At 72.1% G+C, this 13,611-nt stretch carries 10 protein-coding genes; 5 read left to right on the top strand and 5 right to left on the bottom strand.

Features of this window, described 5'->3' with window-relative positions:
• Positions 1-4 precede the first annotated feature (4 nt).
• The 4 genes from MED01_RS26830 to MED01_RS26815 are packed head-to-tail and all read right to left on the bottom strand — an operon-like array spanning position 5 to position 3,486.
• On the bottom strand, positions 5-841 hold the full coding sequence (locus MED01_RS26830; RefSeq protein WP_238671298.1) for a hypothetical protein: 837 nt from the start codon (positions 839-841) through the stop codon (positions 5-7).
• Positions 838-1,983 (bottom strand): galactonate dehydratase, encoded by a 1,146-nt coding sequence (gene dgoD, locus MED01_RS26825; protein ID WP_238671297.1) that lies wholly within the window; start codon positions 1,981-1,983, stop codon positions 838-840. The genes MED01_RS26830 and dgoD overlap by 4 nt, the downstream gene beginning before the upstream one ends.
• Positions 1,980-2,690 (bottom strand): FadR/GntR family transcriptional regulator, encoded by a 711-nt coding sequence (locus tag MED01_RS26820; protein WP_238671296.1) that lies wholly within the window; start codon positions 2,688-2,690, stop codon positions 1,980-1,982. The genes dgoD and MED01_RS26820 overlap by 4 nt, the downstream gene beginning before the upstream one ends.
• 37 nt (positions 2,691-2,727) lie before the next feature.
• Complete coding sequence (locus MED01_RS26815) at positions 2,728-3,486, bottom strand: SDR family NAD(P)-dependent oxidoreductase (protein WP_238671295.1); 759 nt, start codon at positions 3,484-3,486, stop codon at positions 2,728-2,730.
• Between the two features lie 147 nt (positions 3,487-3,633).
• Here MED01_RS26815 and MED01_RS26810 point away from each other — a divergent pair, with 147 nt between their 5' ends.
• The 5 genes from MED01_RS26810 to MED01_RS26790 are packed head-to-tail and all read left to right on the top strand — an operon-like array spanning position 3,634 to position 11,013.
• Positions 3,634-4,929 carry an ABC transporter substrate-binding protein gene (locus MED01_RS26810; RefSeq protein WP_238671294.1) on the top strand — a complete coding sequence of 432 codons (1,296 nt, stop codon included), beginning with the start codon at positions 3,634-3,636 and terminating at the stop codon, positions 4,927-4,929.
• 1 nt (position 4,930) lies between these two features.
• On the top strand, positions 4,931-5,848 hold the full coding sequence (locus MED01_RS26805; RefSeq protein WP_238671293.1) for a carbohydrate ABC transporter permease: 918 nt from the start codon (positions 4,931-4,933) through the stop codon (positions 5,846-5,848).
• Positions 5,848-6,669 carry a carbohydrate ABC transporter permease gene (locus MED01_RS26800; RefSeq protein WP_112581751.1) on the top strand — a complete coding sequence of 274 codons (822 nt, stop codon included), beginning with the start codon at positions 5,848-5,850 and terminating at the stop codon, positions 6,667-6,669. The genes MED01_RS26805 and MED01_RS26800 overlap by 1 nt, the downstream gene beginning before the upstream one ends.
• A complete protein-coding gene (locus MED01_RS26795) occupies positions 6,666-8,753 on the top strand; it encodes an alpha-galactosidase (RefSeq protein WP_238671292.1) in 2,088 nt (695 codons plus the stop codon). The genes MED01_RS26800 and MED01_RS26795 overlap by 4 nt, the downstream gene beginning before the upstream one ends.
• 46 nt (positions 8,754-8,799) lie before the next feature.
• Complete coding sequence (locus MED01_RS26790; RefSeq protein ID WP_238671291.1) at positions 8,800-11,013, top strand: DUF8189 domain-containing protein; 2,214 nt, start codon at positions 8,800-8,802, stop codon at positions 11,011-11,013.
• Between the two features lie 50 nt (positions 11,014-11,063).
• On the opposite strand, the gene MED01_RS26785 is transcribed toward MED01_RS26790, so the two are convergent.
• Positions 11,064-13,574 carry an ATP-binding protein gene (locus tag MED01_RS26785; RefSeq protein WP_238671290.1) on the bottom strand — a complete coding sequence of 837 codons (2,511 nt, stop codon included), beginning with the start codon at positions 13,572-13,574 and terminating at the stop codon, positions 11,064-11,066.
• Positions 13,575-13,611 lie beyond the last annotated feature (37 nt).

The raw sequence follows: 13,611 nt of genomic DNA, 5'->3' as shown, positions 1-13,611 counted from the left end.
GTCCTCAGTGGTTGCGGTGGGCGGAGATGGTGAGTCGCCAGGTGACCTCTCCGGTGGGCGGGACGACCGCCGCGTCGGAGGGGCCGGCGTCGGCCAGGTCGAAGGCGCTGCCGAGCATCGGTTCGACACCGATGCTGCGGTAGGGGCAGTCGGCCGGCCAGCCGCCCAGGTTGCGCCAGAGCGCGGTGCTGCGGGGCTGGCCGGCGCACTCCAGCTCCATGGTCAGCCGGTCGGCTCCGTCGATCACCTGGACCCGGTCGCAGTCGAGCAGCACCGCGCCGAGCGCGGTCCCGTCGTCCGGGCCGAAGGTGTCCAGCGTCAGCCCGGCGGGAGCGGGCCACGGTCCGGTCAGCCACGGGCTACCGGTGGGCCAGACGCCCGGCGGCAGGAGTGCGGCGGCCTCCGGATGCAGCCGGGTGGGCGTGCCGGCGGGGGCGTCGAGATGAGCCTCGGGGGAGAGGCCGAGCAGGGCGTGTGCGGCCCATACGAAACGGTAACCGGGGTCGGCGGCCAGCCGGTAGTCGGCCACCACCACGCCACCGTCGTCGGTGATCCGCCGGCTCAGCGTGAACGTCGGCCGCTCGATGACCAAGGTTTCAGGGCCGCCGCTGCGCCACTGCCGCGACCACACCTCGCCGTGGTCGGGCTCGCCGCGCACTGTGGGCAGGCACTCCTCCAGCCCACCGGCGTCGACGAACGCGTCGTCGGGGCGTACCTCGTGCCGGCCGGGTTCCGGGCCACGCCACAGCCACTCCCGGCCGCCGCCGCGCAGACTCGTCCACCGACCGCCGTGCGCCGCGTCGTACGCCACCCGCAGGGCCACCGGCCGCGCGTCGGTCACCACTCGGCGAAGGACCCGTCGGCGTGCTGCCAGACCGGGTTGCGCCAGGCGTGGGGCGTCTGGGCGGCCTTGCGGACCGCCGCCTCGTCGACGGTGATGCCCAGGCCGGGCCGGTCGAGGCGGGCGATGTGCCCGTCCACGAACCGGAACGGCTCCGGGTCGACCAGGTAGTCGAGCAATTCAGAGCCGGCGTTGTAGTGGATGCCGATGCTCTGCTCCTGGATCAGGAAGTTCGGCGTCGCGAAGGCCACCTGGAGGCTGGCCGCCAGGGAGATCGGGCCGAGCGGGCAGTGCGGGGCGAGCAGCGCGCCGTACGTCTCGGCCAGCGCGGCGATCCGGCGGACCTCGGAGATCCCACCGGCGTGCGACAGGTCCGGTTGGACCACTGCGACCCCGGCCTGCAACGGGGCGAGGAACTCGGACCGACCGTAGAGCCGTTCGCCGGTGGCCACCGGGATCGGCGTGCTGGCGACGATGTCGCGCAGGTGGTGAGCCTGATCGGGCAGGACCGGCTCCTCCACGAAGAACGGGCGCAGGGCGGCCAGCTCGGGCAGGATCCGGCGGACGGCGGCCAGTCCGGCGCGACCGTGGAAGTCCACAGCGATGTCCCGGTCGGGGCCGAGCACCTCGCGGGCGGCTGCCACCCGGCCGATGACCGCGTCCACCTCGGCCGAGGTGGGGATCGGCGAGAGTCGCCCGCAGGCGTTCATCTTGATCCCGGTGAGGCCGGCGGCTACCTGCGCTGCGGCGGCGTCGGCCACCTCGCCGGGTTCGTCCCCGCCGACCCACGAGTAGATCCGTACCCGGTCGCGCACGTGCCCGCCGAGCAGCGCGTGCACCGGCGCGCCGTACGCCTGCCCGGCGATGTCCCAGAGCGCCTGGTCGAGGCCGGCGACAGCGCTGGAGAGGATCGGGCCGCCCCGGTAGAAGCCGCCCTTGGTGAGCACCTGCCAGTGCTGCTCGATGCGCAGGGGGTCCGCACCGATCAGGTGTTCGGAGAGCACCTCGACCGCGCTGCGCACCACCTCGGCGCGGCCCTCGACCACCGGCTCACCCCACCCGACCAGCCCGTCGTCGGTCTCCACCCGGCAGAACAACCACCGTGGCGCGACCAGGAAGGTCTCGATCCGCTCGATCTTCACTGACTGCCCCTTCGTCCCCGTACCTTCTCGACGTCGCGGACGGCCTTGTCCAGCAACTGACGCATCGCGGTCTCGGCCGCCGTCTCGTCCCGGTCGCGCAGCGCGTCGACCACGGCGCGGTGGCTGGGCACCGGGTCGTCGTGCGGGGTGCCACCGTGCACCAGCCGGTCCCGTTCGGCGAGCCCGGTCTCCATCACCACCTCCATCCGCTCAAGCAGCTCGTTGTGGGTGGCGGTGAGCAGCGCGCGGTGGAAGGCGAGGTCGGCGGCGATGGCGGCGGCGGGATCACCGTTGGCCCGGGCCATCTCGGCCAGCGCCCGGTCGAGGGCGGTCAGGTCGTCCTCTGTGGCGCGGGTGGCGGCGAGCCGTGCGGCGGCCGGCTCGATGATGGCGCGCACCTCGTGCAGTTGGTCGAGCAGCCGCTGGTCGGTGCCCTCGGCGAACTGCCAGCGGATCACGTCACCGTCGAGCAGGTTCCAGTCCGCACGGGGTCGGACGAAGGTGCCGCGCTTCTGTCGGGCGTCGACGATGCCCTTGGCCGAGAGGACCTTCAGCGCCTCGCGGAGCGCGGTGAGGCTGACGTCGAACTCCTCCTGCAACGCGACGATGTTCAGCGTCGCGCCGGCGGCGATCTCACCGGTGAGGATGCGACGGGCGATCGCTTCGACTGTCTGCCCGTGGACGCCGCGGCGTGCGTACTGTGCCAATGCTCCTGGCCTTTTCGCTGGTCGGTATCGATCTCTCTCAGGCCGAGGCTTTCACCGCTGTCCAGCCACCGTCCACCACGAGGCTCGCGCCGGTGATGTAGGCGGCGTCCGGCGAGGCGAGGAAGGCGACGGTGGAGGCCACCTCGTCCGGTGTGCCGAAGCGCTTCGCGACGGTCTCCGCGATGCTTCGCTGGCGGTCCTCTTCGGACACGTCGGCCCAGGCGGCGGTGAGAATCGGCCCGGGCAGCACCGTGTTGACCCGGACCTGCGGGCCGTACTCGACGGCGAGTTGGCGGCCGAGCGCGAGCAGGCCGCCCTTGGCCGCCGCGTACGCGGGTCGGCCGGGCAACCCGACCAGCGCGTGCACCGAGGAGATCAGCACCACCGCGCCGGAGCGTGCCCGCAGGTCGTCCAGGCAGGCGCGGACGCCGAGGAAGGAGCCGGTGAGGCTGACGCCGAGCTGTTGGTCCCAGGACTGCCGGCTGGTCTCGTGCGCCGGGGCGACCCGCACGGCGTACGCGGTGCTGACCAGGATGTCGACCGGGCCGAGGTGGTCCCGTACGGCGCTCACGGCGGCCGTCCAGTCGCCCTCGTCGCTGACATCGCCCACTACGGACAGTGCGCGGTCGCCCCGCGCTGTCAGCTCCTCGGCCAGCGGGGCCGGGTCGGTCACGTCGAGTAGCGCAACCGCTGCCCCCTCGGCGGCGAGTCGCCGGGCGATGGCCGTGCCGATCCCACCCATCGCACCAGTGACCAGCGCGTTCTTGCCCTCAAGCCGACGCATAAGCTGATCCACCTGACCCTCGCCTTGGTCTCGTCTAATCATTAATTACGAAGATATCTTGACAGCCGGCGACGGCCGATGCAACCTTCTCGTCACAGCATTCACATGGACGACACATCGCGTGGTGACGCTGAGTGTCGTAAAGGAAGGGATACCTCCGTGAGCGACTTCGACCCCGGTCGCCGGCGATTCCTTGGCCACCTTGGGCTCGCCGGCCTGGGCGCGCTCGGCGCCAGCTCGTTCCTCAGCGCGTGCGCCAGCTCCGCCAGCGGGCCGACCACGAGCAACGGCTCGGGCGCTGTCACCATCCAGTCCAACCTCTCCTCGCCGCAGGCCAAGGCGGCGATGGAGAAGCTGATCGAGACCTTCAACGCGCAGGGCAAGGGCACGGCGAGCCTCAACACGATCGCCTCGGAGACCTTCCGGACCCAGTTGCCGACGTACCTGACCTCGGCCAACCCGCCGGACCTCTACACCTGGTACGCGGGCTCGGTCGCCAACGACTACGCCAGCAAGAACCTGCTGCTGGACGTCTCCGAGGTGTGGAAGTCACTGGACGACTACCCCCAGTCGCTGCGCACCCTCTCCACCGACGCCAGCGGCAAGCAGATCTTCGTGCCGATGAACAACTACTGGTGGGGCTTCTTCTACCGCAAGTCCAACTTCGCCAAGTGGGGCGTGCAGGAGCCGAAGACCTGGACCGAGTTCCTGGCGCTGTGCGAGACGTTGAAGAGCAAGGGCGTCCCGCCGATCGGCATCGGCCTCGGCGACACCCCGTGGGTGGCCTCGGCCTGGTTCGATTACCTGAACATCCGGATCAACGGCGCGCCGTTCCACCGCGAGTTGCTCGCCGGCAAGCAGCGCTTCGACGACCCGAAGGTCAAGGCGGTCTTCACCCGCTGGCGCGAGGCCCTGCCCTACTTCGACCCCAAGGGCAAGGCGTACCCGTTCCAGGAGGCGACCACAGCGCTGCTGGCCGGCAAGACCGGCATGTTCCTGATCGGCACGTTCTTCGCCGACGCCGCACCCAAGGACGCGCTCGGCGACCTTGACTTCTTCCGGTTCCCGATCATCGACCCGGCGGTGCCGTTGGCCGAGGAGGCACCTACCGACGGCTTCTTCGCCAGCGCGAAGACCGCCAACCCGACCGGCACGAAGGCCCTGCTCAGCTACCTCTCCGGGGTCGAGGCCCAGGAGGCGTACGTCAAGGCCAGCTCCGGCATCGTGCTGCCGGCCAACCCGAAGGCCAAGGCGTCCGACTCGCCGCTGGTGGTCAAGGGCAAGGCGATGCTGGACGAGGCCAAGGAGCTGACCCAGTTCTTCAACCGCGACTCCAGCGACGCGCTCCAGCCGACGGCGGACACCGCGCTGACCAAGTTCATCGACAAGCCGGACCAGATCGACGCGATCCTGCGGGAGTGGCAGGCCGGCGCCGAGAAGGTCTTCAAGGGCTGACGTGACAGCAACGATCTCCACGACTTCGGTCACCCCCACCCGGCGGCGGCGACGGTCGGCTCGACTGTCGCCGCTGCTGGTGGCGTTCGTCCTGGTGCCGTTCGCGGTCGAGAGCGTCTGGGTGTTCTGGCCGGCGCTCCAGGGCTTCTGGTTCTCCGTCACCCGGTGGGACGGGATGACACCGCCGACCTTCGTCGGCACCGACAACTACGTCGAGCTGGCCGGTGACGCCACCTTCCGGGGTGCGCTGATCAACACGGTGATCTGGCTGGTGCTCTTCGGCGGCCTTTCCGTGCTGGGTGGCTTCGGGATGGCGCTCGTCCTGCAGAAGGAGCGGCGCTTTGTCGGCTTCTACCGGGCCGCGCTGTTCACCCCTGTGGTGTTCTCGCTGGTGGTGACCGCGCTGGTCTGGCGGGTCTTCTACCAGCCCGACGGCATCGCCGACACGCTGCTGCGGGCGGTCGGCCTGGAGCACCTGATCCGGCCCTGGCTCGCCGACCCGCAGACCGCCCTGTACGCGGTGATCCTGCCCGCCCTGTGGCGGCAGATCGGCTACGTGATGGTGCTGTTCCTGGCCGGGCTGAAGGCGATCGACCCGGCGCTGCACGAGGCGGCCCGGATGGACGGCGCCAACGCCTGGCAGCGATTACGACACGTCACGATTCCCCAGCTCAAGGGGGTCAACGCCGTGGTGCTGTCGGTCATCGTGATCGATTCGCTGCGCTCGTTCGACATCGTCTGGTCGCTGACCAAGGGTGGGCCGTACCACTCGTCGGAGCTGCTCAGCACCTACATGTACTCGACTGCGTTCCAGAGCCTGCGGCTGGGCTACGCCTCAGCGATCGCCGTCGTGATCTTCGTGCTCGCGCTGGCTGTCATCCTCGGCTACCTGGTCCGCGCGTTCCGGGAGGAAGCGTGATGAACAAGCTCCGTACCGGGGCCTTCCACACCGGCATGATCCTGCTCTCGCTGCTCTGGCTGGGCCCGGTGCTCTGGGTGGTGGTGATGTCCACCCGGTCGTTCGACGACATCGCCGCGCACGGCGTGGGCAGCCTGCCCCGGTCCTTCACACTGGACACCTACCGGCAGGCGTGGACCGACGGCGGCGAGCTGCGCGCGCTGATCAACAGCATGCTGGTCACCGTCCCGTCGGTGGCGCTGAGCCTGGGGTTGGCCGCGATGGCCGCGTTCGCGCTGAGTCGCTTCCGGATCCCCGGGCGGCGCACGATCCTGCTGCTGATGCTCGCCGGCAACCTGCTGCCACCGCAGATCCTGCTCATCCCGGTGGCCAAGTTCAGCGAGCTGACCGGCCTGTACGACACGCTCTGGGCGTTGATCGCGGTGCAGGTCGGCTTCGGGCTCGGCTTCTACACGTTCGTCCTGCACGGCTTCATGCGGGACCTGCCGGGCGAGATCCAGGAGGCGGCCACCATCGACGGCGCCGGCACCGCGCAGATCTTCACCAGGGTGATGCTGCCGCTGACCCGACCCGCGCTGGCAGCTCTCGGGGCGCTCTCCTTCACCTGGATCTTCAACGACCTGCTCTGGGCGATCACCGTGCTGCGTACCGATGACAACATGCCGGTCACCCCGGCGCTGCTCGCCCTCCAGGGCCAGTTCGTCTCGTCCTGGAACGTCATCGCCGCCGGTACTGTCATCGCGGCGGTGCCCACCGTCGCGGTGTTCCTCCGCTTCCAGCGGCACTTCGTCTCCGGTCTGGCGCTCGGAGCGGTCAAGTGACCGCCGAGACCGGGCAGCGCTGGACGCTGCGCGGCGCGCACACCGAGTACACCGTCACGGTGCCCGCGCACGGCCGTTGGCTGGAGCTTGTCGCGTGGGGGCCGCACGGCGTCTCCGACGGGCCTTCGCCGGTCGCCTACGACGGCCCGGTCCCGTTCCTCACCGCCGGGGACGCGGCCCCCATCGAGTACGCGACCGACGCCGACCGCCCGTTCACCGGCGCCGACCTGGTGATCGAGACCGTGAACGGGCAGCGCCGGGTGGGTTTCGTGCACACCGACGCGCGGGTCGACGCCGACCAGCGGGAGCTGGCTGTCGAGTTCGCCGACCCGGTGACCGGGCTGCGCGCCACAGTGCACTACCGGGTGCCGGTCGGCACCGACGTGGTGCAGCGGTGGGTCGAGCTGGCCAACGACGGCACCGACGCGCTGCGGGTCGTCCGGGCCGGCTCGGGCGGGTTCTGCGTACCGACGCCGCACGGCGCGCTGCTCAGCCACCAGTGGGGGCAGTGGGCGCAGGAATTCCAGCTCTCCCACGTCGAGCTGGGCCACGGCACGTTCAGCATCGGCAGCTCCCAGGGCGTACCCGGGCACCTGCACGTGCCCTGGCTGGCCGTGCGCGACACCGCCGAGCCGGCCGGTCCGGCGTGGGGGATGGCGCTGGCCTGGACCGGCTCCTGGGAGATCAGCGCCGAGCGGGACACCGGCGGCCTGACCCGGGTCCGGGTCGGCCGTCAACTGGTCGACGGCCCGCTGGAGTTGGCCGTCGGGGAGCGGTTGACACTGCCGGTGGCCACCGGGGCGTACAGCCCGGACGGCCTGGACGGGCTGGCCCGGGTCTGGCACACCCACCAGCGGTTACTGGCCGCCGACCGGCTCAGCCCTCGCCCGGTGCTCTACAACTCCTGGGAGGCGACCTACTTCGCCGTCGAGGCGCAGAGTCAGCTCGCGCTCGCCCGGATCGCCGCCGAGTTGGGCGTGGAGACGTTCGTCGTGGACGACGGCTGGTTCGTCGGCCGCGACGACGACACCGCCGGGCTGGGCGACTGGACGCCCGACCCGGCGAAGTTCCCGGCCGGGTTCGACACCTTCATCGCCGACGTCCGCGCCCTCGGGCTGAACTTCGGGCTCTGGGTCGAGCCGGAGTGCGTCAACCCGAAGTCCTCCCTTTACGCCGAGCACCCGGACTGGGTCTACTCCGTCAACGGCCGACCGCTCACTCCGGTCCGTAACCAGTACCTGCTCGACCTGGGCCGGCCGGAGGTCGCCGAGTTCGTCCACTCGACAGTCGACGGCCTGCTGCGCCGGTACGACATCGACTACCTGAAGTGGGACTTCAACAGGCCCCGTACCGAGCCGGGTCGGTCCGGCGGGTTGGGCCCGCTCGACCTGGACGGCGCGCACGTCGCCAACCTGCACCGGATCTACGAGCGGTTGCGCCGGGACCATCCCGGTGTGCTGATCGAGGCGTGCGCCGGCGGGGGCGCGCGGACCGACCTGGCGATGGCCGCCCGCGCCGACGTCTTCTGGCCCAGCGACAACACCGGCCCGCTGGACCGCCTCGCCATCCAGTACGGCTTCCTGCACGCCAACGCCCCGCACCTGCTCAGCTCCTGGGTCACCGACGCGCCCGGCCTGTTCGACAGCCGCCCCCGATCGCTGGCGTTCCGATTCGTCCTGGCGATGGCCGGTGTGCTCGGCATCGGCGCCGACATCAGGGCGTGGACCCCGGCCGAGCGGGCCGAGGCGGCCGGCTGGATCGCCCGCTACAAGGAGATCCGGGACGTCGTCACGCGCGGCGAGGTGCACCTGATCGGTGGCCCCGACCAGGCCCGCTGTGCGGTGCAGTACACCGCGCCGGACGAGAACCAGGTGGTGGTGCTGGCCTGGCACACCGGCCGGCTCGACGGCGCCGGGCTGCTTCCGTCCCGCCCGGTCCGGTTGCCGCTGCGCGGCCTCGACCCGGCGGCCCGCTACTCGCACGGCGATCAGCACTACTCCGGCAGCCACCTCGCCACTGTCGGCCTGCCGGTGCAGTGGAGCGCTACCCACGACGCCGACCTCATGGTGCTGACCCGCTGCTGAGTTCGGAGCACCACCACCCCCACCCCCGAGGGACAGGAGTACCTCCATGCGCCTGAACCGACAGCTGACCGCTGCCCTGGCCGTGCTCGGCCTGGGCCTGGCCAGCCCGATGCCGGCGATGGCCGGCCCACCCCACGCCGACCCGCCGCAGGCCGGCCACGGGCCCGGCCGCCCCGGTCACGCCCCGGCGGCCACCGGCGCCGAGGACCAGGGCGCGCCGACCTTCTTCAACAGCGGCCTCGCCCCGACGCCCTACCAGGGTTGGAACACCTACTTCGGTCTCGGTGGTGACCCCACCGAGGCCGAAGTGCGGTCGGTCACCGACCACATGGTCCACAGTGGCCTCCGGGACGCCGGCTACACCTACGTGTGGATCGACGGCAACTGGGCAGCACCCACCCCGCGCAACGAGGCCGGCCAGCTCGTCGCCGACCCGACCCGCTTCCCCGGCGGAATGGCGGCGCTGGCCGCGTACATCCACAGCAAGGGGATGAAGGCCGGCATCTACACCGACGCCGGCCCCTACCTGCCGGGGCAGTGCGGCCTCGGCAGCAACGGCCACTACCGGGCGGACATCGCCCAGTTCGCCGGCTGGGGCTTCGACGCGCTGAAGGCCGACTGGCTGTGCGGCCGGGCCGCCGGCCTCGACCCGGAGAGCACCTTCCGGGAGCTGGCCGAGGCGGTACGCCAGTCGCCCCGACCGATGCTGCTCAACATCTGCAACCCGGTCAGCTCGGACTGGGGCGGCGGCCCGTACACCCCGGAGCAGCTCTCCACCTGGAGCTACACGTACGCGCCCACCATCGCCGACTCCTGGCGGACGTACACGGACGTGGGGCTCACCGACCCGTCCCCGCAGTGGGCGTACCAGTGGGTGCTGCGCAACATGGACGTCAACGCGTACCACCCGGCGGCCACCGGGCCGGGGCACTACAACGACCCGGACTACCTGCTGCCGATGCGCCCGCTGCCCGACGGTGGGTACGAGTTGAGCCTGGACGAGTCCAAGACGCAGCTCGGCATGTGGGCCATCATGGCCGCTCCGCTGGTGATCGGCTCCGACCCGCGTGGCCTGCCGAAGGAAATGATCTCGGCGCTTACCAACCCGGAGATCATCGCGGTGGACCAGGACCCGTTGGTCCGGCAGGGCATCAAGGTCGCCGACACCGGCACCGACGCGCAGGTCTGGAGCAAGGTGCTCACCGGCTCCGGAAAGCGGGCGGTCGCGCTGCTCAACCGGCACGACACCGCCCAGCAGATCACTGTGAACTTCGCCGACGTCGCCCTCGGCGGGTCGGTTCGGGTCCGTGACCTGTGGACCCGCGCCAACGTGGACGCCCAGCCGGGCAGCCCGGGTGTTCAGCCGTTCACCGGCTCGTACACCGTCGAGGTGCCGGCGCACGGGGTGGCCATGCTCGGCCTGACCGGCACCGACCAGGTCGCCGGCGCCGACCTCGGCGGCACCGCCAGCGCCAGCCCGGCGCTGGTCCGGGTGGACGACACCCACGCCACCGCCTTCGTGCGCGACGCTTCCGGCGCGCTGGCCGTCAACACCCGCACCGGTGAGACGTGGGGCACGCACTGGACCTCGCTCGGCGGCCCGGTCGGCGGCCGGATCCTCGGCCAGCCGGCGGCGTACGGCTCCGCCGACGGGCGGCTCGACGTCTTCGTCCGCGGCACCGACGACGCCGCCTGGCAGCGCAGTTACGTGGCCGGTAGCTGGGGACCGTGGCGCAGCCTCGGTGGCACGCTGACCGACGCGCCCACAGTGGCCTGGACCAGCCCGACGCAGTGGACGCTCGTCGCCCGCGGCGCCGACGGCAAGCTCTGGTCGCGTACGCCGACCGCCGGCTGGACCGGCGTCGGGGCCCCGGAGAACCGGCCGTTCTACGGTCGGCCGAGCGCCGTCGTCGACGACGCCGGCGTGCTGCACGTGGCCGTCCGCAGCCGCACCGACGAGGTGTGGTGGAGCAGCCGGACCGGCACCACCTGGTCAGCCTGGACCAACCTGGGCGGCACCACCAGCGGCAGCCCGACCCTGCTCGCCACCTCCGGCCGGGTCTACCTGTTCGCGCTGGCCGCCGACAACCGGCTCTGGCAGCGCAACCTGGCCGACGGCGCCTGGGGCGGTTGGTTCCGACGCGGTGAGTTCGCCACCGACGCGTTCCGGGGTGCGCCCGGAGCCGCCGCCGGTGCCAACGGCAGCGCCTGGCTGGCGGTACGCGGTGTCGACAACCGGGTGCACCAGGTCACCCTCTGATGCACTGTGGCGGGCCGTCGACAGACGGCCCGCCACCCCGCCAGCCTGGCTCAGGCCGGCACGAGTGCCCGGCATCGGCGTAGGGCGGCCTGGGCCAGCGGCGCGTCCCGGCCCGCGATCCCGGCCTCCAGTTCGGCCACCGCTCCCGCGGCCCGCCCCGGATCACCGGCTGCGGCTTCCGCCTCGGCCAGCACCAACACCGCGTCGGCGGCCCACGCCAGGATGCCCTTTCCGCGGACGACTGACAGCGCCTCCGCCGCGTGCCGGACCGCCTCGTCCGGTCGCCCGGTCACCATCAGTCGGGCCAGCGCCGAGAGTGCCTGCACCAGCGGCCAGATCGCGCCCACCCGCCGGGCGTCGGCGACCACCTCGCGCAGCGCCCGCTCGGCCGACTCCACAGCGTCGCGGCCTCTGTTGCTGTCTTCACGTCCGGCGTATCCGTCGGTGCGGCTGACGGGGCTGCCGTGTTCCCCGGTGCTGCCAGCTCGTTGGGCGGTGGCGGTGAGCGCCAGCACTGTCGCCAGTTCGGCCCGCGCGTCCAGCAGGGTGACCGGCATCCGCTCAGCGCTGGCGACCAACCGGCTGAGCCGCTCGGCGAGCCCGTCCAGCCGGCCGGCGGCCCGGTCCAGCGACAGCTCGGTCGCCTCCACCAGGGACGTCAGCCGCTCGTACCCGGTCTCGTCGACCAGCGCCCGACCGGCCGCCAGCAACGCTTCGGCCTGCTCCGGGTGACCGGCGTGCAGCGCGCCCTGCGCCCAGTTCAGGCAGGCTCGCGCATGCTCGCGGGGCCGGTCGGCCAGTTCGGCGGACGCCCGTAGCTCGGAGATGATTGCCCAGGCCGCGGGGTCGCCCAGCTCCAGCAACAGCGAGGCGCGGGCGATGCGAACCGCGAGGTCCGCCGCCGGATCCCCGCTGGCCGCTGCGGCGGTCTCCGCCTCCGCGCAGCGGGCCAGGTGGTCGTCGACGTGCCGGTCGACGACCGTGTCAGGGGCCGCCAGCACCGCGAGCGCCTGGGCCTTGCGGCGCGGCGCGCGCAGGTACGGCACGGCACGCTCGATCTCGGTGTACCCGCGCAGCGCCTCGCCCTGCTGTCGCAGCATCCGTCCGAGCACCAGACCCAGCTCACCGCGGGCGCCTGGCGGCAGCCGTCGGTCGGCGAGCAGCCGTTCCAGCACCGGGATCGCCTCGGCCTGGCTGAGCCCGTCGATGGCTGACCGGCCCAACTTGGCGGCGAGCCGAACCCGTACCGGTCGGGGCAGTTCGGCGATGTCCATCGTCTGGAGCAGGAAGCTTGCCGCTGTCGCGTCGTCGCCGCGCTCGGTGGCCAGGTCGGCTGCCGCCTCGGCGTTGCGGACGAAGTCGGCCCCGCTGCCGGCCCGGCGGTAGTGGTGCGCCAGTTGGGCCACCGGCCTCGGCAGCTCCTGTTCCAACACCCGCGCCACCCGCAGGTGCAGCCACTCCCGGCTCTCCCGGGGCACCAGGTCGTACACCACCTGGCGGGCCAGGTCGTGCCGGAACCGCAGGCCGTCACCGGCGTCGTGCAGCAGGCCCGCCCGGTGCGCGGCGGTCAACGCCGCGCCGATCGCCACCCGGTCCAGGCTGAGCACCGAGGCGAGGATGCGCTGATCGGGCGTCATCCCCAGTACGGCAGTCGCGCCGAGCACCTCCCGGGTGGCCTCGTCGAGCGGGCGCAGCCGCCAGAGCAGCACGTCACGCAGGACGAACGGAACACTGTCGTCGGCCAACGGGTCGCCGCCGCGCTCGGCGAGCGTCCGCAGCACCTCCTCGACCACGAACGGGATGCCGGCGGTGCGGTCGAGCAGGGTGGCGGTGAGCTGCTGCGGCGGATCATCGAGGCGCAGGGTGCGGGCCGCCAGCCTGCGTACGTCGTCGGCGTCCAGCGGGCCGAGCGCAACGCGCGTGACGCTCCACGGGGGAGTCCGCGCCAGGGCGTCGTGGATCGGCGTACTGCTTCCCGGCGTCGCCGTGCGCGCTGTCAGCACCACTGACAGCCCTTCCACCGGGTGGGTGCTCAGGTAGGCGAGGAGTTCGCAGGTCGCCGGGTCCGCCCAGTGCAGGTCCTCCAGCAACAGCGTGGCCGGACTCAGCGCGGCGAGCACCGCCGCGACGGCGCGGAGCAGGCGATGTCGCTCGGCCGCCGGGTCGGTCAACGGGGGCGGCGCGTCAGGTAGCACGTCGGCCAGTTCGGGCAGCAGCGGCGCGAGGGCGCCGGCCACCGGGCTGAGCGGACCGATTCGGTCGGCACCGCCCCGGATCGCGTCCAGCAGCACGCCGAGTGGGAAGGGCTCGGGCACGTCGTCGCACTCGCCGATGAGGTGCCGCCCGGGGAGTTCGGCGAGCAGTTCGGCGACGAGCCGACTCTTGCCGATCCCGGGCTCACCCTCCAGCAGGATCAGGCAGGGCGGGGTGCCGACGATCCGGCGGAGCTGGGCCAGCTCCGCCGCCCGGCCGACGAACTCGACGGGTCCGCGCAGACGTTCGGGGCGGCCGGGAGTTGGGCTCCCGCCGCCCCGTGTCTTGTCCTCGCCGCCGTCGATCACCGTGGGCCGAGCAGATCATCTCTGCGCGGCGCGACGG

It is taken from the genome of Micromonospora alfalfae, assembly GCF_022230925.1.
Taxonomy (GTDB): Bacteria; Actinomycetota; Actinomycetes; order Mycobacteriales; family Micromonosporaceae; genus Micromonospora; species Micromonospora alfalfae.
The sequence above is the reverse complement of the archived record's forward strand: the minus strand, read 5'-3'. Positions and strand labels throughout refer to the sequence as shown.